This is a genomic window from Pseudomonas fuscovaginae SE-1 (assembly GCF_000364705.1).
In the GTDB taxonomy this organism is placed as follows: Bacteria; Pseudomonadota; Gammaproteobacteria; order Pseudomonadales; family Pseudomonadaceae; genus Aquipseudomonas; species Aquipseudomonas fuscovaginae_A.
In genome coordinates, this window is record NZ_AQOH01000012.1 from 1 (window position 1) to 25,398 (window position 25,398).

General features: G+C 62.3%; 17 protein-coding genes. 12 read left to right on the forward strand and 5 right to left on the reverse strand.

Going from position 1 to position 25,398, the window contains the following annotated elements; genetic code table 11:
- The 6 genes from K675_RS0101765 to K675_RS0101790 form a co-directional block, all read left to right on the forward strand.
- Positions 1-1,869 (forward strand): alpha/beta fold hydrolase (locus K675_RS0101765; RefSeq protein ID WP_026144836.1); only part of this gene is annotated, 1,869 nt, incomplete at its 5' end.
- Positions 1,870-1,934: 65 nt separating this feature from the next.
- Positions 1,935-3,092: a macrolide transporter subunit MacA gene (gene macA / locus K675_RS0101770; RefSeq protein ID WP_017901789.1), complete on the forward strand. Its 1,158-nt coding sequence runs from the start codon at positions 1,935-1,937 to the stop codon at positions 3,090-3,092.
- Positions 3,093-3,094: 2 nt separating this feature from the next.
- Complete coding sequence (locus K675_RS0101775) at positions 3,095-5,056, forward strand: MacB family efflux pump subunit (protein WP_026144837.1); 1,962 nt, start codon at positions 3,095-3,097, stop codon at positions 5,054-5,056.
- Positions 5,057-5,268: 212 nt separating this feature from the next.
- On the forward strand, positions 5,269-6,696 hold the full coding sequence (locus K675_RS0101780; protein ID WP_017901791.1) for an efflux transporter outer membrane subunit: 1,428 nt from the start codon (positions 5,269-5,271) through the stop codon (positions 6,694-6,696).
- A 2-nt stretch (positions 6,697-6,698) separates the two neighbouring features.
- A complete protein-coding gene (locus tag K675_RS0101785; RefSeq protein ID WP_017901792.1) occupies positions 6,699-7,793 on the forward strand; it encodes an efflux RND transporter periplasmic adaptor subunit in 1,095 nt (364 codons plus the stop codon).
- Positions 7,790-10,822, forward strand: coding sequence for an efflux RND transporter permease subunit (locus tag K675_RS0101790; protein WP_017901793.1), 3,033 nt, complete (start codon positions 7,790-7,792; stop codon positions 10,820-10,822). Before K675_RS0101785 ends, K675_RS0101790 begins: the two co-directional genes overlap by 4 nt.
- A gap of 47 nt (positions 10,823-10,869) precedes the next feature.
- Here the strand turns inward: K675_RS0101790 and K675_RS0101795 are convergent, their stop codons facing one another.
- Together K675_RS0101795 and K675_RS0101800 are read right to left on the reverse strand one after the other, a co-directional pair.
- The gene (locus tag K675_RS0101795) at positions 10,870-11,682 is read right to left on the reverse strand and encodes a helix-turn-helix transcriptional regulator (protein WP_017901794.1); all 813 of its coding nucleotides are present in this window, start codon (positions 11,680-11,682) and stop codon (positions 10,870-10,872) included.
- Between the two features lie 91 nt (positions 11,683-11,773).
- The gene (locus tag K675_RS0101800; protein ID WP_017901795.1) at positions 11,774-12,514 is read right to left on the reverse strand and encodes an acyl-homoserine-lactone synthase; all 741 of its coding nucleotides are present in this window, start codon (positions 12,512-12,514) and stop codon (positions 11,774-11,776) included.
- A 370-nt stretch (positions 12,515-12,884) separates the two neighbouring features.
- On the opposite strand from K675_RS0101800, the gene K675_RS0101805 reads away from it, so the two are divergent.
- Positions 12,885-13,484, forward strand: a complete 600-nt coding sequence (locus K675_RS0101805; protein WP_017901796.1) for a LysE family translocator — start codon at positions 12,885-12,887, stop codon at positions 13,482-13,484.
- A 106-nt stretch (positions 13,485-13,590) separates the two neighbouring features.
- On the opposite strand, the gene K675_RS0101810 is transcribed toward K675_RS0101805, so the two are convergent.
- Together K675_RS0101810 and K675_RS0101815 are read right to left on the reverse strand one after the other, a co-directional pair.
- The gene (locus K675_RS0101810; RefSeq protein ID WP_080635294.1) at positions 13,591-14,322 is read right to left on the reverse strand and encodes a LuxR family transcriptional regulator; all 732 of its coding nucleotides are present in this window, start codon (positions 14,320-14,322) and stop codon (positions 13,591-13,593) included.
- 498 nt (positions 14,323-14,820) lie between these two features.
- The gene (locus K675_RS0101815) at positions 14,821-16,041 is read right to left on the reverse strand and encodes an HD-GYP domain-containing protein (protein WP_026144839.1); all 1,221 of its coding nucleotides are present in this window, start codon (positions 16,039-16,041) and stop codon (positions 14,821-14,823) included.
- A gap of 551 nt (positions 16,042-16,592) precedes the next feature.
- On the opposite strand from K675_RS0101815, the gene K675_RS30265 reads away from it, so the two are divergent.
- Complete coding sequence (locus K675_RS30265) at positions 16,593-17,138, forward strand: AAA family ATPase (protein WP_017901800.1); 546 nt, start codon at positions 16,593-16,595, stop codon at positions 17,136-17,138.
- A 164-nt stretch (positions 17,139-17,302) separates the two neighbouring features.
- On the opposite strand, the gene K675_RS0101825 is transcribed toward K675_RS30265, so the two are convergent.
- On the reverse strand, positions 17,303-18,082 hold the full coding sequence (locus tag K675_RS0101825; RefSeq protein ID WP_017901801.1) for a helix-turn-helix transcriptional regulator: 780 nt from the start codon (positions 18,080-18,082) through the stop codon (positions 17,303-17,305).
- A gap of 194 nt (positions 18,083-18,276) precedes the next feature.
- On the opposite strand from K675_RS0101825, the gene K675_RS0101830 reads away from it, so the two are divergent.
- The 4 genes from K675_RS0101830 (at position 18,277) to K675_RS0101845 (ending at position 25,396) form a co-directional block, all read left to right on the forward strand.
- Positions 18,277-19,632, forward strand: a complete 1,356-nt coding sequence (locus tag K675_RS0101830) for an APC family permease (RefSeq protein WP_017901802.1) — start codon at positions 18,277-18,279, stop codon at positions 19,630-19,632.
- A gap of 12 nt (positions 19,633-19,644) precedes the next feature.
- Positions 19,645-20,751, forward strand: coding sequence for a P1 family peptidase (locus K675_RS0101835; RefSeq protein WP_017901803.1), 1,107 nt, complete (start codon positions 19,645-19,647; stop codon positions 20,749-20,751).
- A 638-nt stretch (positions 20,752-21,389) separates the two neighbouring features.
- Positions 21,390-23,957, forward strand: coding sequence for a glycosyltransferase (locus tag K675_RS0101840; RefSeq protein WP_017901804.1), 2,568 nt, complete (start codon positions 21,390-21,392; stop codon positions 23,955-23,957).
- Positions 23,957-25,396, forward strand: coding sequence for a radical SAM protein (locus K675_RS0101845; RefSeq protein ID WP_017901805.1), 1,440 nt, complete (start codon positions 23,957-23,959; stop codon positions 25,394-25,396). Before K675_RS0101840 ends, K675_RS0101845 begins: the two co-directional genes overlap by 1 nt.
- Positions 25,397-25,398: the final 2 nt, after the last annotated feature.

Consider the following 25,398-nt stretch of genomic DNA (forward strand, 5'->3'; position numbering starts at 1 on the left):
CACGACCACTTCTTCGAACTCGGCGGTCACTCGCTGCTGGCGGTGCGACTGGTCAGCCAGCTGGCTGCCGTCGGCCTGTCGCTGTCGCTGGCCGAGTTGTTCCAGCACGCGACGCTCGCGCAGTTGGCTGGCCTGCTGGGCAGCCGCGTGGGCGAGGCCGCCCCCGCTGGGGATGAACAGTTGGTGCCGGTGCGCACCACGGGCAGTCAGCGGCCGTTGTTCCTGGTCCATGAATTCACCGGCCTGGACCTGTATTTCCCGACCCTGGGCCAGCATATCGATAGCGATATCCCGGTCTACGGCCTGCCTGGCATTGCCCTCGGGCGGCCGCAGTTGCAGACCCTGGAGTGCCTGGCGAGCCGTCTGTTGCATCTGATGCGCAGCGTCCAGCCGCAAGGGCCTTATCGCTTGGCCGGCTGGTCGTTCGGCGGCCTGCTGGCCTATGAGATCGCCATCCAGTTGGTGAGTCTGGACGAGGAGGTGGAGTTTGTCGGCCTGATCGATACCTACATGCCGCGCCTGGTGGATCAGGGCCGCGAGCGCTGGAATCCGCAGAGCGCGCATCGCCAGCATCTGCTGGAACGCTGTGAGTCGTTCTGGAATGCCCGGGGAGAGCGCGAGGAAACGCTGACGGCACTGCACGTGGTACGTTCAAGGCTGCAGGACTTCGATTTCGAAGGGCTCCTGCAACATTGCCGCGAGCAGGGCGTGTTGCCGCCGGAACTCGCTGTGCACGATGCCGAGTCGCTGTGGCGGTACCTCGATCGCGAGGTTGCCCACGGTCATGCCCAGGCCCATTACACCGTGTTCCCCACCAGCGTGCCGGTACACCTGTTCACCGCCACCGAGCTGGCCCACGATGCAGTGCCCCATGATGGTTACCTGGGGTGGGACGCTGTGCTGCCACGCAGCCAGTTGCAGCGTATCCCGGTTGCAGGCGATCACCAGAGCCTGATGCAGGCACCGCACATCCAGGGGCTCGCAGGGGCACTCAATACGGCGTTGGCCTCGCTGGCCGGGCGCTCGGCGCCGGCGCGCGCCAGGCACCAGCCGTTGCTGACGATCCAGGGCGGACGTGGCGATCACACGCCGGTGTTCTGCGTGCCGGGGGCCGGCGACAGCGTCACGGGCTTCATCGGTCTGACCGACGCCTTCGGTGCGCACTGGCCGATCCATGGCCTGCAGCCGCGCGGGTTGGATGGCCGCACGGTGCCGTACGGCTCGGTGGAAATCGCCGCCGTGGCCTACTTGCAGGCGCTCGACAGTGTGCAGCCGGAAGGGCCGGTGCATCTGCTCGGTCATTCCTTCGGCGGCTGGGTGGTGTTCGAGATGGCCCTGCGCCTGGCGGCGCGGGGGCGCGAGGTGGCTTCACTGACCCTGATCGACAGCGAATCGCCAGGAGGCAACGGGGTGGTGGGCAAGCCCTATACGTCGATGGGGGTGCTGGAACGCCTGATCGAGACCATGCAACTGGCGGCGGGCAAGTCGATGGAAATCGACCGGGCCGCCTTCGAGGCACAGGGCGATAGCGGGCAACTGCAGTTGTTGCATGCCGGCATGGTTCGCGCCGGACTGTTGCCGCCACGCTCGGCGGCGGATTCGATGCGTGGGCCGGTGCGGGCCTTCGGCTCGGCCTTGCGCACCCGCTACCAGCCGTCGTCGGTCTATACCGGCCCGGTGCGCCTGGTACTGGCCGATGACCCGGTGCTGGATGCGGCGGGCAACCAGCGCGAGCAGCGGGCCATGGTCGAAGGCTGGCGCCGCTGTGCCCCGGACCTCACCGTCTGGCGTGGGCCGGGCAATCATTTCACCATCCTCAAGGCGCCACATGTGCAGCATCTGGCGAGCTGGTGGCGAAGCTTCCATTAACCCAACCTCTTAAAAATCCGGCGGCGGGGTCGCCGGGTCAACCTCCAACGCATTCGTGGTTTTCTATGAAAAAGTTGAAGTTTCGCAAAGTGGTAATCGTGGCGGTGCTGCTGGTCCTGGCGGCGATCGTCTTCTACAGCGTGCAGGCACCGGCCAAGCCACCGGAGTACCTGACCGCCACTGTCGAGCGCACGGACATCGAGAACTCCGTGCTGGCCAGCGGGGTGCTGCAGGGCATCAAGCAGGTCGATGTCGGCGCGCAGGTTTCCGGCCAGCTCAAATCACTGAAGGTGAAGCTCGGCGACAAGGTCGAGCAGGGCCAGTGGCTGGCGGAAATCGACCCGGTGGTGCTGCAGAACGCCCTGCGCCAGGCGCAGGTCAATGAACAGAACCTGATCGCGCAGAAACAGGCGGCGGCGGCGCAGCTCAAGGATGCCAAGGCCACCTACGAGCGCTACAGGCAACTGCGTCAGGACGATGCGATTTCCAAGCAGGACTACGAGACCGCGCAGTCGAACTTCGAGGTCAGGACCGCCAATCTGTTGTCGCTGGATGCCCAGATCAGGGATGCGCGGATCCAGGTGGAAACCGCCAGGGTCAACCTGGGCTACACCCGTATCGTCGCGCCCATCAGCGGCGACGTGGTCGGTATCGTCACCCAGGAAGGCCAGACCGTGATCGCCAACCAACTGGCGCCGGTGATCCTCAAACTCGCCGATCTGGACACCATGACCATCAAGGCCCAGGTCTCCGAAGCCGACGTGATTCATATCAGCCCCGGGCAGGAGGTGTACTTCACCATCCTCGGCGACGTCGACAAGCGCTACTACGCCAAGCTGCGCGGTACCGAGCCGGCACCGCAGAATTTCCTGGAAACCCAGACCGCCGGCTCCAGCAAGCAGAACACCGCGGTGTTCTACAACGCGCTGTTCGATGTGCCGAACCCCGATCACCGCCTGCGCATTTCCATGACCGCCCAGGTGCATATCGTCCGCGACCGGGCCAAGGAGGTCCTGACGGTGCCGGTCGCGGCCCTGGGCGAGAAGAACAAGGACGGCACGTTCCCGGTGCGGGTGCTCGACGAACAGGGCCAGGCCCAGGTGCGTAACGTGCAGACCGGCATCAACAACAATGTCCGGGTGGAGATCAGGACCGGCCTGGCCGAAGGTGACAAGGTGGTGATTGGCGAACCGTCCGCGACTCCCGCGGTAGCGGGGGCCTGACCATGAGCCGGCCTCTGTTGGAACTCAAGGGGATCACCCGCCGCTTCGTCGCCGGCGAGAAGGACTTCGTCGCGCTCAAGGACATCAACCTGACGATCAATGCCGGTGAACTGGTGGCGATCACCGGAGCCTCGGGCTCCGGCAAGTCGACCCTGATGAACGTGCTCGGTTGCCTGGACCATGCCAACACCGGCAGCTACAAGGTTGACGGACGCGAAACCGGCAGCCTGACCGACGATGAGCTGGCGCAACTGCGCCGCGATCACTTCGGTTTCATTTTCCAGCGCTATCATCTGCTGCCACACCTGGCGGCCGGCCAGAACGTGGAAATGCCGGCGATCTACGCCGGCACCGGCGAGAGCAAGCGCAACAGCCGCGCCCGCGAACTGCTCGAACGCCTGGGGCTGGCGGCGCACCTGGAGCACCGTCCCAGCCAGCTTTCGGGGGGCCAGCAGCAGCGGGTGAGTATCGCCCGGGCCTTGATGAACGGTGGCGAGATCATCCTCGCCGACGAGCCCACCGGCGCCCTGGACACCGCCAGCGGCAAGGAGGTGATGAAGATTCTGCTGGAGCTGCATGCAGCCGGGCACACGGTGATCCTGGTGACCCACGACGACAAGGTCGCGGCCCATGCCGAACGCATCATCGAGGTCCGCGACGGCGAGATCGTCAGTGACCGGCCCAATCCGAATCGTCCGGTGGAGCGCGAGAAAACCGCGCAGCGACCGCCGACCAAGCCCCGCCAGGGCAACCGCCTGATGGCCGGCCTCGCGCTGTTCCAGGAGGCCTTCGTGATGGCCTGGGTGGCGCTGATCTCGCACCGCATGCGCACCTTGCTGACCATGCTCGGGATCATCATCGGCATCACCTCGGTGGTGTCGATCGTGGCGATCGGCGAAGGGGCCAAGGAGTACGTGCTCAAGGATATCCAGGCCATCGGCAGCAACACCATCGAGATCTTCCCCGGCAACGACTTCGGCGATAACAAGGCGGGCTCCATCGAAACCCTGGCGCTGTCGGACGTGGCGGCCCTGAACAGTGAGTACTACATCGACAGTGCCTCGCCGAACATCGGGCGCAGCCTGCTGGTGCGTTACCGCAATATCGATGTGACGGCGACCGTCAGCGGGGTCAGCCCCAGCTACTTCCAGGTGCGTGGCATCAAGATGGGCCTGGGGGTACCGTTCAACAAGGATGACGCCCGGCGCCAGGCCCAGGTGGTGGTGATCGACCACAACACCCGCATCCGCCTGTTCGGCCCGACGGCTGACCCGCTGGGTCAGGTGATCCTGGTGGACAACCTGCCGTGCACGGTGATCGGCGTGACCGAGGACAGGAAGAGCATTTTCAACACCAGCAAGAGCCTGAACATCTGGATGCCCTTCGAAACCGCTTCCGGTCGCGTATTGGGCCAGCGCTTCCTGGACAGCATCACGGTACGGGCCCGGGACGGGCAGCCGAGCAAGGTGGTCGAGGACAACATCAACAAGCTGATGGAAAGACGTCATGGCACCAAGGACTTCTTCACCTACAACCTCGACAGCGTCATGCAGACGGTCCAGAAAACCAGCCAGTCGCTGGCCTTGCTGCTGTCGTTGATCGCGGTGATTTCCCTGGCGGTCGGCGGTATCGGGGTGATGAACATCATGCTGGTATCGGTGACCGAGCGTACCCGCGAGATCGGCATCCGCATGGCGGTCGGCGCGCGCCAGTCGGATATCCGCCAGCAGTTCCTGGTGGAGGCGGTGATGGTCTGCCTGATCGGCGGGATCATCGGCATCACCCTGTCATTCGGCATCGGCTATGTGTTTTCGCTGCTGGTGAAGGAATGGAAGATGGTGTTTTCCATCAGCTCGATCGTCACCGCGTTCATCTGTTCGACCTTGATCGGCATCGTCTTCGGTTTCGTGCCGGCGCGCAATGCCGCCCGACTCGATCCGATCGAAGCGTTGGCGCGCGATTGAGCGAGCCGCAGGAGCCCGGTAGGGCTCTTGCCCGGCGCCCCGGAATGTCCCTATTTCCCATGCCAGACAGGCCTCTGTCGCTGCGGTTAAATGCAGGCCACGAAGGAGCGGTGGGGCAAGGCCGGCAAGCGCCGGCTCCCGTGCCCATCCCGGTCCTGAGCTGAATTTCCCATTTCCCTTGGCCACTGTGCCCAGGAGCCTGCGAGAGCGTTATGCCGATCGCCAAACCTGCTGCCCGCTTCCTGCTGCCCGTGCTCTGCGCGACACTGCTGGGTGGCTGCACGCTGGGTCCGGATTACCACCCGCCACGGGTGGAGGTGGCGAGCCGCTGGCATGCACCGCTGCCCCATGGCGCGTCGGTAGGGGGGCTGGACGACTGGTGGCGGCAGTTCAACGACCCGGCCCTGGCGGCCCTGCTGGACATGGCCGAGGCCGACAGCCCGTCCCTGGACCAGGCGTTGGCACGCATCGCCCAGGCCCGTGCGACCCTGGACGGCAGCCTGGCCGATGGCCGGCCGCAACTCAACGGCGGCTTGAGCAAGGCGCGGGCCGGCGTCAGCCAGCGCGATCTGAACAAGGTCGGCAGCACTTCCGGAGCGACCCTCGACGCGACCTGGGAACTGGACCTGTTCGGCAAGCTGCGCCGCACCGACGAAGCCTCACGCAACCGGCTGCAGGCGCGGGTCGATGACTGGCATGAGGCCAGGGTCTCTCTGGCGGCCGAGGTCGGTGATGACTTCGTGCAGTACCGAGGCTGCCAGTTGCTGGTCAACGCCTACCGTGACCAGGCGCAATCCCAGGAACAGACCGCGCGCCTGACCCGGCTGTCGCACCAGGCCGGTTTCACCTCCAGCGCCGATGCCGCGCTGGCCGATGCCAGTGCCGCCGCCAGTGTCGCGACCCTGACCAATCAGCAAAGCACCTGCGATGTGCTGCTCAAGAGCCTGGTGGCCCTGTCCGGAGCCCGCGAGGAACAGGTGCGCGCGGTGCTTGGCGATCAGCCGCAACATCTGCCGGAGCCGGCGTTTCTGGATGTGCGGGAGGTACCCGCCGATCTGGTACGCCAACGTCCGGACCTGGCCGCCAGCGAGCGCGAACTGGCGGCCGCCAATGCACAGATCGGGGCCGCCGAGGCCGACCGCCTGCCCAGCCTCGGCCTGGTCGGCTCCCTTGCCGTGGGCACCACCACCGGCCAATACAGCCGCACCTGGAGCCTGGGGCCGCAGCTCAGCGTGCCGCTGCTCGATGGCGGCAGGCGGCGCGCGGCAGTGGACTCGGCCCGGGCCGGTTATGATTCGGCCCTGGCGACCTATCGGCAGACCCTGCGCACGGCGGTGATGGAAGTCGAGCAGTCGCTGGTGCGCCTGGACGCCGCGCGCCGCGCGGAAGCCGATGCCCGGCGTGCCACGGAGGGATACGAGGCCTATTTCCAGGCGGTCGATCGCAAATGGCAGGCCGGCAATGCCAGTCTGCTCGACCGTGAGCTGGCACGCCGCTCGGCGTTGTCGGCGCAGATCGAACTGATCACCCTGCAGCAGAATCAGGTGCGCTACTGGATCGCCCTGTACAAGGCCCTCGGCGGCGGCTGGCAGGACGGCGACGGCTTGGCGGGCGCGGTGCCGAAGCGAGGCGGGGCATGAGAATGAGTGCAGGCCACGGCCTGCTGGTGGCTGTCGGGCTGGGGCTGTCGGGCTGGTTGCTGTTCGGTCGCGCCACGCCGGCACCGGCAGCGGCACCGGTGGCCGCCACCAGCCTGAGTGTCGAGGCGGTCCGGCCGCGCCGCGAAGACTGGCCGCAGGAACTAGTGGCCAGCGGCGCGCTCGCGCCTTGGCAGGAAGTGCTGATCAGCGCCGAGACCGGCAGCTTGCGTATCGCCAGCCTGAACGCCGATATCGGCGACCGGGTGCGCAAGGGGCAGGTGCTGGCCACCCTGGCCGATGCCAGCGTGCAGGCCGAGGAAAACAAGCAGAAGGCCGCGGTGGCCCAGGCGGCCGCACAGTTGCAGGAGGCCCGCTCCAACGAGCGACGTGCGGCGGTGGTCGGGCAGAGCGGCGCGCTCTCGGAGCAGCAACTGGAGGAGTATAGGGTCAAGGTACAGACCGCGGCGGCCAACCTGGCTTCGGCGAGCGCCGACCTGCACAGCACCCGTATCCGGCTTGCGCAGACCCGTATCGTCGCGGTGGACGATGGCATCATCTCCGGGCGCAAGGCCTTGCTCGGGGACGTGGTGGCCGCTGGCAGCGAGCTGTTCCGGATGATCCGCGCGGGTCGGGTCGAATGGCAGGCGGAACTCGATGCCCGGCAACTGCCACAGGTGCGCGCCGGACAATCCGCCGAACTGGAGTTGCCGGATGGGACGCAGGTGCAGGGGCGGGTGCGCCTGGTTGCACCGGTGCTGGACAGCAAGACCAGCCGCGCGCTGGTTTATGTGTCCTTGCCCGCCGAGTCTTCGGCACGGGCCGGCATGTACGCCAGCGGCCGCATCGAGCTGGCCGACCGGGTGGCGCTGACCGTTCCGGATACCGCCGTGGTATTGCGCGATGGCCGCTCTTATGTGTTCGTGCTGGGCCAGGACATGCATGTCAGCCAGCAGGCCGTGGAAGTCGGGCGACGACGCGGGCAGGCCGTGGAAATCGTCGCCGGCCTGAGCGAGCAGGCGCGGATCGTGCGCAGCGGCGGCGCCTTTCTCAGCGACGGGGCCAGCGTGACTCTGGTTCCCAAGGCGGACCCGCGATGAATATCTCCGCGCTGTCGATTCGCTACCCGGTGCCGGCGGTCATGCTGTTCGTGCTGTTGACCCTGTTCGGCGTATTTGGCCTGGAGCGCCTCGGTGTCCAGGACTTCCCGGACACCGACCTGCCCACGGTGGTGATCAGCGCATCGCTTGAAGGCGCGGCCCCCGAGCAACTGGAAACCGAGGTGGCGCGCAAGCTCGAAGACAAGCTCACGTCGCTGCGCCTGCTGCAGCATGTGACGACGTCGATCAGCGAAGGCAGCGTCAGCATCGACGTGACCTTCGCCATCGACAAGGACGCCAACGAGGCGCTCAACGAAGTGCGCAACGCGGTGGACAGCGCCCGGGCCGAACTGCCGGCGAGCCTCGATCCGCCGTCGGTGTCGCGCGTGACCACCAATACCTCGGCGCTGCTGACCTATGTCGTCGATGCCCCGCGGATGGACGAGGAAGCCTTGTCATGGTTCATCGACAATGAGCTGAGCAAGCAACTGCTGGCGGTCCGTGGCGTCGCCAAGGTCGTCAGGGTCGGTGGAGTGGATCGGGAAATCCAGGTCGACCTCGATCCGGCCATGATGGCGGGCCTGGGGCTGGGCGTGACCGACGTGGCCGCACGCCTGCGGGCGATGCAGAAGGACAACTCCGGCGGCCAGGGCGACCTGGGCAGTGGCCAGCAGGCACTGCGTATCCTGGCGGCGATCGACGACCCGGCGCAGCTCGGTGCCATTCGCCTCCCCACCGGCGATGGACGCATGGTGGCCCTGCGGCAGCTGGGCTCGGTACGCGACACCCATGCCGAACGCAGCACCCGGGCCTACCGTGACGGCAAGCCGGTCATCGGCTTCCAGGTACTGCGCTCCCTGGGCTTCTCCGACATCGGGGTGACCGCCGATGTCCGCCGCGCCATACAGGCATTCGGCGGACAACACACGGATATCCGGATCGAAGAGGCGAGCAACAGCGTCGAGCCGGTGCTGGAAAACTATCGCGGCTCCATGGTCCTGCTGTACGAGGGCATGTTGCTGGCCGTGCTGGTGGTCGGCTGGTTCCTGCGGGACTGGCGGGCCACCATCGTCGTGGCGACGGCGCTGCCGCTATCGATCATCCCGACCTTCGGCGTGATGTATTTTGCCGGGTTCACCCTCAACACCATTTCCCTGCTGGCCCTGGCCCTGGTGATCGGCATTCTGGTGGACGATGCGATCGTCGAAGTCGAGAACATCGAGCGCCACCTGCGCCAGGGAAAAAGCCCGCGCCAGGCGGCCATCGAGGCTTCCGACGAAATCGGCCTGGCGGTGGTGGCGACCACCGTGACCCTGGTGGCGGTGTTTCTGCCCACGGCGTTCATGGGCGGAATTTCCGGCAAGCTGTTCCGCCAGTTCGGCGTGACCGCCAGCGCGGCCCTGCTGTTTTCCCTGCTGGTGGCACGCATGCTGACGCCAATGATGGCGGCCTACCTGCTCAGGGCCAGGCCCCATGTGGCGCAGGACAGTGGCCTGATGAACCGTTATCTGGCCTGGATCCGCACCAGCCTGCGTCGACGCCGGACCACCATGGCCCTGGTCGGTCTGCTGCTGATCGGCTCTCTGGCGTTGATTCCGCTGTTGCCCACCAGTTTCCTGCCGGCCCAGGACAATGCCCGCAGCACCATCAGCCTGGAGCTGGCGCCCGGCAGCAGTCTGGAGCAGACCGCCGCCATGGCTCTGCAGGCCGATGCCCGCCTGCACGCGATCGCCGAGGTGGCCCACGTCTTCTCCGCGGTGGGCAGCGGCGATATCTCCGGTGGCGGCAATCGCAAGGCCGTCCTGACAGTCGATCTGCTGCCGCGCGGCGAGCGCGCGCTCAGGCAGTCCGAGGTCGAGGCGAAAATGCGCGAGGTGCTGCGCAGCCTGCCCGGGGTGCGGGTCAATGTCGGCGGTGACCGCAGCGGGGAACGCCTGGACATCGTCCTCGCCAGTGACGATGGCGATCTGCTCGAACGCACCGCCAGCGCTCTCGAACCCCAGTTGCGCCAGCTCAAGGGGATCGGCAACGTGACGTCGAGCACCGCGGTGCAACGGCCGGAGATCCAGATGCGCCCGGATTACGTGCGCGCGGCCGAACTGGGTATCAGCAGCCAGGACATCGCCGACACCCTGCGAATGGCCACCTATGGCGAATATTCCTCGTCCCTGGGCAAGGTCAACCTGTCCCAGCGCCAGGTCGATGTGCGGGTGCGCATGCAGCCGCAGGTACGCACCGACCTGGAGCGTATCGCCCAATTGCGGGTCAGGGGCCATGACGGCCAGGTCGCGCTGGCGTCTCTGGGCGAAATCGGCATGGGCAGCGGGCCGGCACAGATCGACCGCTTGGACCGTCTGCGCAACATCACCCTGTCCATCGAACTCAATGGCCGCAATGTCGGCGAGGTGATGGATGAAGCCCGACGGTTGCCGGGGCTGCGGCACCTGCCCGGGCAAGTGAGGCTGGTGGAGCAGGGCGAGCTGCAACTGATGAGCGAGCTGTTCGGCAATTTCAGCCTGGCGATGGCCGTCGGGGTGTTCTGTATCTACTCGGTGCTGGTGCTGCTGTTTCATGACTTCATGCAGCCTTTCACCATCCTTTCGGCCTTGCCCCTGTCGCTGGGTGGTGCCTTGTTGGCTCTGCTGGCCGGCGGGATGAGTTTTTCCATGGCATCGGTCATCGGCCTGCTGATGCTGATGGGGATCGTGACCAAGAATTCGATCCTGCTGGTGGAGTACGCGATCATGGCCCGCCGCGACCCGCGCATGAGCCGCCATGACGCCTTGATCGATGCCTGTCACAAGCGTGCCCAGCCGATTCTGATGACCACCATCGCCATGGGGGCGGGCATGTTGCCGACCGCATTGGGCTGGGGCGGGGAGTCGGGTTTTCGCCAGCCGATGGCCGTCGTGGTGATTGGCGGCCTGCTTGCCTCGACGGTACTGAGCCTGCTGGTCGTGCCGGTGATTTTCACCTATGTCGACGACGGGCTTGAAGGGCTCAAGCGGCTTTTGCGCGCACCCCGATAAAAGCGATGGACCGCTATCGGGGTGTTTTCACTTACCGGAACCAGGATTCAGAGGGCATTTTGCAAAACGTTAGAACTCTCCGGAGCCGTGCTGGCGTCGGCCGAATGCATCCAGCGGATCAGCGAACGACGCCCGCCGATGCCCATCTTGATGGAGGCCCGCTTGAGATAGCTTTCCACGGTGTTGACCCGCAGCGCCAACTGCTCGGCCAATTCCGGAGCGGTGCGCCCGGCGAGCAGGCCGACGCAGACTTCGGTTTCCCGGGCGGACAGTTTCACGCCGAACATTTCCAGGCGTTGGATAAAACGCTGGCGCAAGGTATCCATGCCGCCGCCGTCCAGCTCCTGGGCTGGCGACGAGGCCTCCTGGCGGTGTGCCGCCGGCATGAGGGCCTCGATATGTTCGCCGATCATCGGCAGCAGGAGGCAGGAAAATTCCTCGAGGAAAGCGCACTCCCGAGGGGAAAACCCTTGCGATGGATTGACGCGATAGAGGGAGAAAACGTAGCTGCGGCTCTTGGTATGACTGATCAGGTGCAGGTGATTGGGCCGGGTGTGCGTGGTGGATGCCCGTTGACAGCCGACCAGTTCGGTTGGCGGCAGCGGCGCCCCATCGACGGAGGGCGTCGCGCGCCTGACGGCGATGGCATTCATCAGGGTATCGGTGCAGATCGGGCTGATGCCCACGCCACCGATGCTCGAGGTGGTCGGATATGGGGTATCCAGGCGCAGTTCGGTGATATGCGTGGCATCGGCGGGCAATTGTGCAGCGATCAGGTCATGCAGCATGCGCGGAAAATTTCGATTGTCGGTGCTGGCGATCACTTTGCCGAGAGAGGGGAAAAGCCATTGCAGGTTCATCGGGTCTCCATTTTTTTGCTGCTGGGCACAACGGCGGGGCGCCGCCCAAGGTTCCATGAGATTTATCGGGTACGTATCAGGGGGGGCGGGATCATCGGTTGGCAGGAGGTGGGGAGCCGCGGCCGATGCGGTCGAAAGTCGGTAATGCCGCCATGGGCGCGTCGGCCAGGCATTGCAGGTGATTCATCTTGAGCATGTGGTCGTGGATTGCCGTGCTGCACGGCAGTGTGCCGTAGATGATTTTTTCGCCTTTGCTGCCTTGCGCGATATGGCGTCGTTGGACCACCCAGCCGGAGCGTTTTAGAACTTTCTCCATCAGTGCGTCGACAACGACTTCATAAGTGTCGATGGCTTGAGTGGAGGCGAACTGCAACATGACCAGGAACAGTGCGACCGTGCGCAAGTCAACTTTGGCTTCAGTAAAGTCGTTGAGCGAAGTTTCACCGCTCAACAAGGCAAAGCGACTGGCTTCCCAGCATCTGAGCAGATCGGGTCGGGAGCGCTCATCGCTCAGGACAAAACTCAAGGCACCATCGATCAGGGTGGGCTTATGGGACGGGCGAAGTCTGACACAACCGGTCACTTGGGCACATTTATGAGTATAGAGATAGAGGGTGTCGTCATCGTCGTATTCGTCGAACTCATGTTCACTGCCACGATAACTGCCGATGTCCCACTTTCTCCGGTCAATAAAGGCGGCCTTACGAATACTGAGTATTTGCGCTAATGCAGGGGCAGGCAGTTCGCAGTAGCTGGCGATGGCCACATGCACCGTGGAGGAACTGTGCGAGTTTGCGGAAAAAATGTACGAGCTGGGGGGGGAACCAATCATAAATAAGTCATGAAGAGGACGTAGATGCTCATTTTTATTGATCCCGTACAAGCACGGCAACTGTACTTAAGTGCAGGTGCCCGGCGGATGCGAACTGCTGTCTAATTACCATCGTCAGAACGACTGGAGTACGGGCCATTATCGAAATTGCAGCGACTGCAATGATAAGGCTCGAGAGATTTCCGAATCTGTGACAGCGGTCACGAGTCTAACTTTGGCTCGAAGTATCGAGGGTGATCTTTCATCAAATTGAAACAAACGCAGGCGCACGCCCGCCTTTGCAAGGCGAGGCAGGGAAGAACGGGTTTTCCAGGCTGGAAAACAAGTCGAGCGATAAATAAATCCATAGAGAAATCTTAGGGAGCGTGTCATGTATTATGTTGCAATTGCGATGCTCACGGTATTGCTGGTACCCGGTCCGACGAACTCGTTGTTGCTGCAGTCGGGAATCACTCGTGGTCTGGGAAGCTACTCGTTGAAGTTGATTCTTGCCGAATGGACGGCCTACCTGGCCCAGATTACCGCGTGGGGGCTGTTCATCGATGCGCTGACACAGAACTACGCCTGGGTCGTGGTGTTGACCAAGAGCCTGGCGGTGATCTTCCTGTTCTACATTTCCCTGAAACTGTGGTTCTCGGTACAGGTCGATCCGTCTGGAAAGCCGGCTGCCATCTCGGTTTCAGCATTGTTCCTGGCAACCCTGACCAACCCGAAAGGGCTGTTCTTCGCGTCATTCGTCGCCCCGCCCGGGACCTTCCTGCATCTGGAAAGTTACCTGGCATTCATGGCGGTCTTTTCCCTGGTGATTCTTCCCGTGGCTATTGTCTGGGTGAGCCTGGGAGCCTTTTGCGAGCGTAAACTTTCATCGTTCATATCGGGCAACAGAGTCAATAAATTTGTCTCATTGGTCATCGGCGTGTTTGCCAGCATGGCGTTGTACAACCTCGCCTCGAACGTCATCCTGGCCTGATCGATCCCTTTCGCGGCAGTGAAAAAATCAAGGTGACAACTGAGTCAGCCTCGAATACAAGCAACCCGTGCGAGAGGGAAAGAGAGGGCTGACTCAAGAAAACCGACTAGAATATATTGTAGCGAATGGCCTTGACCATGGCCTGCCTGATATTGGTACAACCGAGTTTTTCGGTGATTTTCTTGGCGTAGAACTTCACCGTGCGTTCGGTGATATTCATGATCAGACCAATTTCCTGATAATTCTTTCCAAGGGCCAGCCAGTGCAGGAATTCGATTTCCCGGGGGCTCAGCGACAACAAATCTTCCTGACTCTCTTCAATCGGTCGATGCTGATGGATGATGGAGCTGATTGCCTGGATCAGGAACAGGTTCGATTGAATGATACGAGCGAAATCGGGATCACCTTCGACACAGGGCAAGTGCAATGAACCGAAAGCACTGCCGGGCTCATGAATGGGAATGCTGAAACCCTGGTCAATACCATAACGGGCAGACTGCTCGAAGACTTTGTTGGGCGCCCGGACGGGATCGTGCAGGCTGTCCCAGAAAAAAGGCGATGAGGTGAGGGCGGCATTGGCCATGACCGGATCGCACTTGTAGAGTGCCCGCTTGCGATAGGTGTCGACCCATTCGGCCGGGTAGTTGCCATGAATGGAAATATCGCCGTTGTCGATTGAATGAGAATCGGCATAGACATAGGCGAATCGTGTTATCTCCAGTTTTTGAAGTGCCCAGTTCAAGACTTCGACGTAGGTTGTTGCAGTGGCCCCGGGCATGTTGTTTTCAACTTCTCTGACCAGATCAAACGTATGTTTGATTGTGCGGGGTTTGGGCATGACAAACGGGCTCCGGTCGGCTGAGTGTGCTCCGATTTATGCATCTGTATTTGGGGGGGCGGCTGTTTTATAACATCGCCGAAAAACCATTTCAACATGTGTCAAAGTGAGATCACAGGTGAATGGAGGAGCCATGGGATCACTCATTTTTAAAGCATTTCCCTTGTCTTGACCTGTCGGTACGGTCAGGTTTGCCACGACGTTTCAGCCACGCCAGGGAGTTTTGTGACCGCTCAGTCACGGACAAGTTCCCCGCTGGCACGTCGCGATGCCCTCCCGGGGTCCATGGCCTAGACGGCAACCAGCACGCCAGGGCAGTCGCAGAGGCCTTTCACACAGGGCCTAGGTTCTGTCTGAAAAATCTTGATACTCGGTGATGCTGCGTTGAAAACCGCCTCGGAATGCTCATTTACTCCAGTAAAGTCGGGCGCGACCCCGGCCGTTCCTCGGCGGTTTTCGCCTTGCCTGACCTTCGTCTCAAGACTTTTCAGACAAAGCCTAGAGTGCGCCTTTCCAAAGCTCGTCGATATTGCGAAAGCCCCAGGCTTCGGGTGACTCCCGGCCAACGATCCTGTCCGTGCCGCAGACCTTGGCGAGGTCGACGATTCGGGGCAGGATCGGTGTGCGGCCCTTGGTCATGAAGAACACCTTGACCTTGGGCGTCAGCAGCGACCGCTCATGCTGCTCGGTCACCACTCCCAGCGCGCCGCTTTCGAGGCGTATCAGGGAACCCACGGGGTAGATGCCGACGGTACGGACGAACGCCTTGAAAAGGTTTTCGTCGAAGTGCCCCTGCCACTCCGCCATCTTGTGAATCGACTCGGCAGGGCACCAGCCCTTCTTGTAGGGGCGGTCGGAGGTGATGGCATCGTACACGTCACACACCGCGCCCATCCGGGCGAACAGGCTGATCTGATCGCCCTTGAGGTTGGACGGATAGCCTGAGCCATCGAACTTTTCGTGATGGTGCAGGCAGACATCCACCGCCAGCGCGCCGACATGCTGGCTATGCACCAGCAGCTCGCCGCCGGCCTGCGGGTGCCGGCGAACCAGGTCGAACTCGGCGTCGTCGAGTTTCCCGGGCTTGTTGAGAATGGCATCCGGTACGGTGGCCTTGCCAATGTCGTGCAGCAACCCGGCAATGCCCGCTTCGTGCACCAGATCCTCGGCAAGCCCGAGCTGGCGGGCAAGGCCGATCATCAAGGCACACACGGCAACCGAATGCAGGTAGGTGTATTCATCGGCCTTCTTCAGTCGCACCAGGCTGATCAGTGCATTGGGATGCCGGTGGATGGAACGGGTGATGTCGTCGACCAGCGTATCGACACCATCGAGTTCGACCAGCGCGCCCATCCGCACATGATTGAACATCTCCAGCACGGCCGCCTTGGACCGCTGGCAGATCTTCAAGGCCGATGCCAGTTCATCCTCCATGGTCGAATGGATGACGGTGGTTTTCTCGGCAATCCCCCCCAGGCGCTCGGCCGCCTTCCGGCCAACCTCGTCGGGAGACAGGCTGGCCGTGCCCGGCGGCACGTCGAGCCCCTTGCTGGTGTCGATCCAGACCTGGGAGACGGAAGACCCCAGGAGCTGACGCAGATCCTGTTCGCTGCTGAGCATGAACCGCCCCCTCAGAAAGGGATGGTTCATCCAGGAACCGCACAACTCCTTGATGTACATGCCAACGCAGAGATCGGTTGTTTTTATGCATTTCAACATGGCAGGCAACCTTATCAAGGGAAAACGCGAGTCCTGCTTCTGAAGCTGCCTTCCCTGGGTGGATATTATTGCGCCAGCATGCCCCATTGTTTGGGCCAGTTCCTGTCGATAGTCAAGAGGCAATCGACGTCCCCGGGTGTCACCGGCTTGCCGGAGCACTCTGCAACCGCCGTGGGAGTCGGCTTGCCACGGTCGGCATTCCGACGAACCGTCGCAGGCGACCCTGTCTGCGCGACCGCGGCGCCCAGGAAATCGCCATCGCCGCAAAGCCGGCTTCCACGGGATTCGACTCCCGAGGGCCCTGGATGGCGCAGTTGGACGAGGATGTGTCGTAAACGACAAGCACGCGCCAGAAGGGAGTGATAGCCTGACGGAACCGACGTCACGGGCACCCAGGCAGACTGCCTGCTTTTGCCGCACGACAGGGATTTCGAAGCCTGAAGACCATTGATTGGCTTTGGATGCCTAGTCCAGAGGAACTTCCAGTGAGGCAGTTGGCGTTTCAAACCGTTCCGGCTGCCTCATACGACTCAACAACCCAGGGACAGGGAATGCTCATCGTCTTCAGCGGCCTGCCAGGCACCGGAAAAACGACCATTGCCAAGGAGCTGGCGGAAAGAACCGGCGCCGTTTATCTGCGGATCGACACGATCGAGCAGGCGATCCGTAATTCCGGCGTGCTTGCACAGGGTGTGGGCCGCAGTGGTTATCTGGTCGCCAATGACCTGGCACTCAGCAACCTGCGCTTGCGGCGCCGGGTCATCGCCGATTGTGTCAACCCGGTGGGCGAAAGCCGAAAGGCATGGCGCGATATCGCCTCTCTGGCGGACGTTCGGTTGGTCAATATCCAGGTGATCTGCAGCGACAAGCACGAACATCGGCGCCGGGTGGAAACACGGGAAGCCGACGTTGCGGGGCTGACGCCACCCAACTGGCAATCGGTGCTCGAACATGAATACGAAGCGTGGGAAGAGGCGCCGTTGAGCATCGATACCGCCCTCATGTCCGCGACGGAAGCGGTCGAGCTGATCATGCGCAGCGGGCTTCAGCTTGGTCTTCAAGGTTGGATACGTGGCAGGGCGGTGGATCAGGGGTAATTTTCTTGACCATGATGACGCTCGTTCTTCATGAGTGGAGCTCGTCATTTCACGCTGCACAACGCAAGGGTGACGAGCTCAGCGCGGGCGTGCATTTGCTGGAGGTTGCGGACGGGACTTTTTGGGGGGCATTTGTACTCCCTGTTGCACCTCCGGCTTCGACTTCACAGATTCGGCAGTTCCTCAAACCCCAACTCCCGAATAAACACCGAAAACAGCTCCGGCTGCGAGGAAATATCCAGCTTCGCGTACAAATGCCGCCGATGCGCCTTGATCGTCTCCGGTGAAATCCCCAGCCGCTGGGCCATGGCCTTCGATGAATAGCCCCGGAGAATCAGCCGGGCGATTTCCAGCTCCCGCTCCGACAACACGCCCTGGCCAAACTTCGCCAGCGCATCGCCCACCGGTGGCTGCAACGGCATGGAAATGCCGATGCGGGTCCAGTTCTGCTCGAGCAGGGCCAGCACCCAGCCACCGACCAGGCTCAGTTTCCCCAGTTCCGCCGACTCGAACGCCCGGCACATGCCCAGCGACACGGAGATCACGCCATCCGGCACCTGCAGCAGAAACTGCACTTCATCCACCAGCACATGGTCCTGGAAGTAGTTAAGGTAATAGTCCGTCTGCCAGAAATGGTCCGGCGCGACCTCCTCAAGGTGATAGAAACCACTGGCCAAGCCTTCGCGAGCGGCCTGGTAGAACGGGTCCAGCAGGTACAAGCCATCGAGATACAACTCTCCCGCCGCCGGTGCCGGCGCGGCATCGTACTCCTCGAGCACATGGGGCGCGCCCTGGGCAGGGAAGTGAATCGCCAGCGCGTTGTCGAACGGTACCCAATGGCGCAGCAGCAGGATCAGTTGGCGCCAGAAACGCGGGCTGCCAATCTGCTCGATCGTGCGCGCCAGCGCGGTGTGGCTGGCGACTTCGTTGAAGAGAATGTCCACGGCTGCGTCCTTGAAACGGGTAGGGCATTGGCGCCCGATTTGCCGTGGCTGTCAACGGGGGTACCCCCTAGGGGGAATTGTCCGGGCCGGGCTACCTGCCTAGATTGCGGAGCTATCAAGCGGGCCGGCGAGCCCGCCATTCATCGAATTCGAGTTCTGCCTCTCAACACCAACAACAACGTGAGGATGAACCTATGACCGCACCATCCCCTGAGCTCAAACCGACGCTGAGCGTGCCCGATGTCGTCGCCATCACCGTGTCCTCGGTGACGCCCGCCAGTTCCGTCTTCGTCATTGCGCCATTTGCGATCGCCCAGTCCGGCACCGGAGTGATCTGGGCATTCATCCTGGGCGGCGTGCTGGCGCTGATGTTTGCCCTGTGCTACGCCGAACTGGGCCGGGCGCACAGTGCCGCGGGTGGCGAGTACGTGTTCGCCAAGCGGGTGTTTGGCGGTATGGCCGGTTACGCCACGTTCCTGACCGTGCTGACGATGCTGCTGTTCATTCCACCGGTGCTGGCGACTGGTGCGGCGACTTACCTCAACGCGGCACTGGGTACGCAGTTCGACGGGCAGACGGTTGCCCTGGCGATCGTGGCCCTGAGTTATCTGCTCGGGATTCTCAACATCAAGCTCAACGCCTGGGTCACCGGCAGTTGCCTGCTGCTCGAGGTGGCGGCGCTGATGGTCATCGTGGTGTTGGGCTTCGGCCATGCCCAACAGCCGGTCGGCAGCCTGCTCAACCCGCTCATGCTCGACAATGGCGTGTTGCGCGCGGCGCCCTGGGCGTTGGTGATCGGTGCCGTCGGCACTGCGCTGTTCTCCTTCAATGGCTATGGCGGCGCCGTGTTGCTCGCCGAAGACATGAAGTGTGGAGGTCAGGGCATCGCCAAGGCTGTCCTGTGGTCGCTGGTGCTGGTGGTGGCGATCGAACTGATTCCGCTGATTGCGCTGCTGGTGGGCGCACCGTCGCTGGAAGCCATGCTGGCCAGCCCCGATCCCATCGGCTACCTGCTGACGGCCCACGGTAACGAAACACTGTCCCGACTGGTCAGTGCCGGGATCTTCCTGTCGGTGTTCAACGCCATCATCGCCCTGGTGATCCAGATCGGCCGGGTGATCTACAGCAGCGGGCGTGACGAGTTGTGGATGCCGTCCCTGAACCGTGCCTTCACTCGCATCCACTCCCGGTGGGACTCGCCCTGGCTGGCGACGCTGTTCCTGGCGGTGCCTTCGGCGGCGTTGACCTTCAGTTCCAACCTGTCGGAGCTCACGTCGTTCACCGTGCTGCTGATCCTCTGCGTCTACCTGGTGGTGGGCCTGTGCGCGCTGTTCAGCCGGGTGCTGCGCCGCGACCGCGAGCACCCGTACCGGATGCCGCTGTGGCCGCTGCCGGCCGTGGCGGCGGTGATCGGCGCCGGATACCTGTTGGTCACCTTGCTGGGTGCCGCCTCCAGCCGAGATATCTTTGTCATTCTGGGTATCCTGCTCACTTCCGTGGTGCTCTACGGCACCTATGGCAAGTTGAGCCCGGCTTTCCAGAAACTTTAAGCGAGAGAAACGATGCGAGCACGCGACTTTGGTATCACCCTGGGCCTTGGAAAACCGGGTCCCCTCAACGCGATCACCGACGTACCCGGCGTGCGGGTCGGCCATGCCACGCTGGACAAGACGCATGATGGCAAGCCCGTGCGCACCGGCGTCAGCATCGTCGAGCCGCGTGCCGGTGCCGCGCGCTATCAGCCCTGTTTCGCCGGCTGCCATGTGCTCAACGGCAATGGCGATGCCACGGGGCTGGAGTGGATTCGCGAAGCGGGCCTGCTGACCACGCCGATCGCCACCACCAACACCCACAGCGTCGGGGTGGTACGTGACGCGCTGATCGCCCATGAGCATGCGACCCTGGCGGACACGTCGACCTACTGGTGCATGCCGGTGGTGATGGAAACCTACGATGGCGTGTTGAACGACATCTGGGGCCAGCATGTGACTGCCGAACTGGTGGAGCAGGCGTTGGCGGCGGCCAGCGGCGGGCCGGTGGTGGAGGGCGCCGTCGGCGGCGGGACCGGCATGATATGCCATGAGTTCAAGGGCGGCATCGGTAGCGCTTCACGGGAATTGCCGGCGGAGCAGGGGGGCTGGACGGTGGGCGCCTTTGTCCAGGCCAACCACGGCCAGCGCCGCGAGCTGCGGGTCGACGGCTATCCCGTAGGCCGGGTACTGCCGGATTCGCCGTCGCCCTTCGCCGAGCAGGATACCCCGGGCATGGGCTCGATCGTGGTGGTGCTGGCCACCGATGCGCCGCTGCTGCCGCATCAGTGCCAACGCCTGGCGCAGCGCGCCTCGGTGGGCATTGCCCGTACGGGCGGAGGCACGGACGACTCCAGCGGCGATATCTTCCTGGCGTTCTCGACCGGCAACACGGGGCTGGCGCCAGCCGATTACAACCGTCGTGATCTGCCCCGGATCTCTCGGGTCGAGATGGTCAATAACGACCACATCTCGCCGCTGTTCGCGGCCGCCGCCGAGGCGGTCGAGGAGGCGATCATCAACGCGCTGCTGGCCGGACGCTCGATGCGGGCAGGGGACGGGCGCGAGGTGCCGATGCTGGAGGGCAAGCGCCTGCTGGAGGCTCTGCAGACCCTGGGCTGGCAAGCCGCAGCGGTATAGAGCGGTTTCCCAGGACAAAAAACAATCGAGTTCCCGGGCCTGGTTACGCCTGCTGCGCAACCAGGCCGTTGCATTATCCGCTTCGCAATAATGGCAATTTAATGCCAGTTTCTGTCTTTTCTTAGTTGCCCTCGATAAAAGCGACAGTCTGAAAAAATGTCTGTAGGACGGTTGCTTTGACTCGTACAGACGAGTATGTTCTTTACGAAATGTTACTCAGCGCCACCCATCAAATTTTCAAAACAAGAACCTGAAAAGGGAAGGGGAAAGAGCATGAGCCACCATCACGTGAAGACCGTCAGACCACCACTGTATTTCCCGCCTCCATCCTGAATGATCCGCGCCCTACGCTACTGGCTGGTCAGGTTGACAACTGATCAATAGTCAAGGGACAAGTGCGCCTGAAACCTGCCATTTGAGCTGCCACGAGTTATCCAACTGGCAGCGCCGGGATGACAACAGGTCATTTCGTATCGCTACGCGCTGTTAAAAAGCTGGTCATTTTATTCCATGAAGACCAATACACTTCTATTGGTTCGAGAGGTATTGTCATGCCTGCTGGAGCGATATTCATATCATTCGACGCCGTTGCAGTTTCCGGTATCACCGTCGAAGCCTTGAAACTGGCGAAATATCTCTTGCACAAGGGGATTGCTTCGCACCTCGACCTGGGCTATGAAATAAAGGTCGACAAAGGCAACTTTAAAAAGCCCTACACTCATGAAAAGGATATCTACCGGGATATCTTCAACCTGGTGCGTATCGAGGATATCGAGAGCGTGCCTTATTACAACGTGGACTTCATCGAGCATGTCCACAACATCCTCATCGCGCAAAAGATCCAGGTATCCCGGGAAGAACAACAGCACCTGCTCACGGCCATCGGCGAATCGGCCCAGGTGCTGTCGCAGCGCATGATCCAATTGTGGGAACAGCTCGATATCCGCCATGTCATCGTGGAAAACGCCACGCTGCCGGAGAACATCATCTATACCCAGGCCCTGTACCTGACCATCGAGCGTTACGGGGAGCGGCACGGCCTGGGTCGTTTCGTCATCTGGCGCGACCACGACCTGATGTGGAGCAGCGAAAAGACCGTGCTGAAATACGGCCCCGAGCCCTATCCCCATGCGATCAAGCCCCGCCCTTCGCCCCATATCACCTATGTCACCCTCAACAACGGCCTGAAGGAAAAGCTCGAACACTGGTGCGATTACCGGGTGCAAGTCGAGGTGCGCAGGAACACCTATGACTTCAGTGGTAAGCGCCGCTACACCGGCATCAAGGAAAGCCTGGATATCCGCGACAGCGACCTGCTGATCGCCCGCACCACGCGGATCATTCCGCAAAAGCGTCAGGACCGTGACATCCACCTGGTGCAGCGGCTGAACCGGCGTTTCGCCCAGGCCGGCAGCCGGCGCCGGGTGTACCTGGCACTGGCGGGCGATCCCGGAGAACATCCGGATTACTTTGCCGAGTTGAACCGGCTGGCCCGCGAACTCGAAGTTGAAGCTTATATCAAGTTCGTTGGCGCATTGTCCCATGACTATATGCCATCGAATGAAAAGACCCTCACCATCGAGGATCTTTATCATTCCTGCGATCTGGTTTCGTTCCTGACGTCCTGGGGTTATGACAGTTATGGAAACCCCGTGGGCGAGGCCATCAGCAGTCAGCGCTGTTATATCGCCACGAACTACGAGTACTACCAGGAAGTATATGGCCAACATGGTTTCGAGGCGCCGATCATGGCGATTTCGCAAGCGCATGATGGCCTGCCCGACGAAAATTTCATCGAAGACGTCTACCAGTTGCTCAATGACAAGGCGCGAATGGAACAGGTCGCCCAGCGCAACTTTTCCATTGGTCGGCGTGTACTTTCCAACAGTGTCATGGACATGCTTGATCTGAGTACTTGCGGAGGAACCATGCGTGATACAGTTTTTGTTTCGGTCGTGCTGCCGCTCTATAACGAAAGTGACCGGATCGATGTGGTACTCGATTCACTGTTTCAGCAGAAAACCCGGGATAATCTGATTACCCATGCCAGTTACGAACTGATCTTTGTCGACAACAACTCCACCGACGATTCAGTGGAAAAGATCAACCGTTTCAAGAAACGCAATCCGTCCCTGGATATCCATGTGATCCAGGAACGCACCCAGGGGGTGTCTTCCGCCCGCAAGCGCGGCATGGACTATGCTTCGTTGCGTTCGAAAGAGCGGGATATCCGCCTGGGGGGCAGTCGCCGGCACTACATCGCCTCCGCCGATGCCGACTGCACCGTCGACCCGTATTGGCTGCACGCGCTGATTGCCAGGATGATTGCCGAGAACGGCGACCTGGGCACCTGCAACTACTACTACAACGAAGCACATTTCCGTCAGCGGCCAAACCTGTACAACGAGATCCAGAAGACCCTGCGTTGCCGCGAAATGTCCTTCTCGCTGTTCGGCGGCTTCCCGGACGGCAAGGGTTTTGCCGTCGAACGCAAGCTCTACGACCAGGTCGGCGGTATCGAGATCTTCTACCAGTTGGAAAACGGCCGCTTCGTCGAGCACCTTTCCGATGACTGGGACTTCGGTATCCGGGTGATCGCCTGGGGCGGCAAGCCGGTCTACGCCCACGAGTCGCGTATCGAGATCAACAGCCGGCGGGTGGACACCATTCTCGACGAGGTGATCACCGGCAATGCCTACGGCCAGGACGGCATTATCATCATGAAGGACGTGCGTCCGGAGGTCGAAGGGCAGGCTGCGACACTTCGCGACACCACGCCTGCCGAGTCGTTGCAGGCCTGGGAGTATTCGATCAAGGACTACGTGCCGAAGAACATCGTGCTGCCGGCGCTGCTCAACCCGCACATCCTGCTGGAAAACCCGGCGGTCCGGGCGTTCTTCGGCGAGCCGGTGGCGGACCGCCTGTACCGGCGCATCCACGAGATCAAGCAGCAGTCGCGGGTGATCGACTTCAAGCCGATCCACGCCTACAAGACCCCGTCCTACCGGCTGTACTTCGAGTTCCGCGAGGAAATCTTCAGCGCCCTGCGCCGCGCCGTGGGCGAGGACATCGGTTACCCGCCGCCATTGCCAGCCTGCCTCGACAAGGTCGCGCCCGAGGATTTCGAGCGTTTCGTCTACTACTTCGCCGAGGACCGCGAGTCCGGCGAAGCCCACAACTATTTTGCCAACGGGGGGGTGTTCTGATGAACGGCGAAGCCTTGCACTCACTGCACGATATCGATCCGAACTACCCGGTGCCGCGGGTCCAGGCGTTCCTCGCGCACCCGGACAACGGCGACTTCCTGGAGTACGTGTTCAACGACCCGTTCGGCTGCCATGTGTTTCCCGGCGATATCGCCGGCTACCCATTGCCGTCGTTCTTCGCGGACATGGATCGGGAAATCCGCCAGGCCCGGCAGATCCATCTGTGGGCCTACATTCCCACCTGTCGCTACCGCTGTCATTTCTGTCAGTACCCGACGGTGATCCTCAACCCCGGAGCGGCCTCGTCCCAGGTCGTGTTCCGCGACGTGGTGGACTACAACATCAAGGAAGCCGGCCTGTGGCTGGAGCAGGTACCGAGCCTAGCCCAGGCCGAGGTCGGCGAGTTCAATATCTTCGGCGGCACGCCTTCGCTGCTGCCGGAGTCGGAGTTGCGCCGGCTGATGGCGTTCTACCGCAGCCACTTCAACTTCTCGGCCGCGACCCTGCGCTTCGAGGGCGAGCCGGGCACGCTGAACAGGGAGTACCTGTCGCTGCTCAAGGAGCTGGGCTTCACCAAGATCAGCTTCGGCGCGCAGTCCTTCGACGATCGCATCATTGCCGCCTGCGGGCGTATGCATTCGGCCGAGGAGTGCGTGGACACCATCCACCACGCCCGTGCCATCGGCCTGGAGTGGGTCAGTGTCGACCTGATCTACGGCATGCTCGGCCAGAGCGTCGACGATGTGAAGTACGACATGCAGAAGGCCCTGGCGCTGGAACTGTCCCACGTGGTGATCAGCAAACTGCACATGGAGGAGTTCATGAAGACCCGCACCGGGGTCTCCGGCGAAAAGCAGAGCCATTGGCAGCGCAAGGGCCTGATCAGCATGAACGACATGACCTTCCCCGGCCTGGGCAAGCAGTACCAGATGCGCGAGCTGGTGGAGCAGTACCTGGCACCCGGCTATCGCGAGCACCCGACCATGTACTTCCACCAGAACCCCCTGCCGGCGGAAAAATGGAAAGGCCTGATCACCGACCTCGAAACCCAGTACCCCGAGGTGGCGATCGGTCTGGGCGGCAGCTCCAAATGCACCCGCGCCGAGGCGATCAACATCACCGGCTACGCCAGGTACAAGCAGGCGCTGGACGAAGGCCGCCTGCCCATCGACGAAAGCCGGGGCGTCTCGCCGCTGCAGCGTGAAGTGAACGCCTTCAAGATGGCGCTTTCCACCCTGGTGCCGGTGGACGACCAGGTGTTCCGCCGGCGTTTCGACGGGCGCAGCTACCACGACAACCCGATCATCAGCGCAACCCTCAAGACGCTGGTGGACAAGGCGCTGGTCTGCGTCGAGGGCGATCGGGTGCGGCTGACGCCCAATGGCGTGACCCTGGTGGAAGCCATCATCAATACCCAGTTCACCGCACCCCAAGCCTGAGG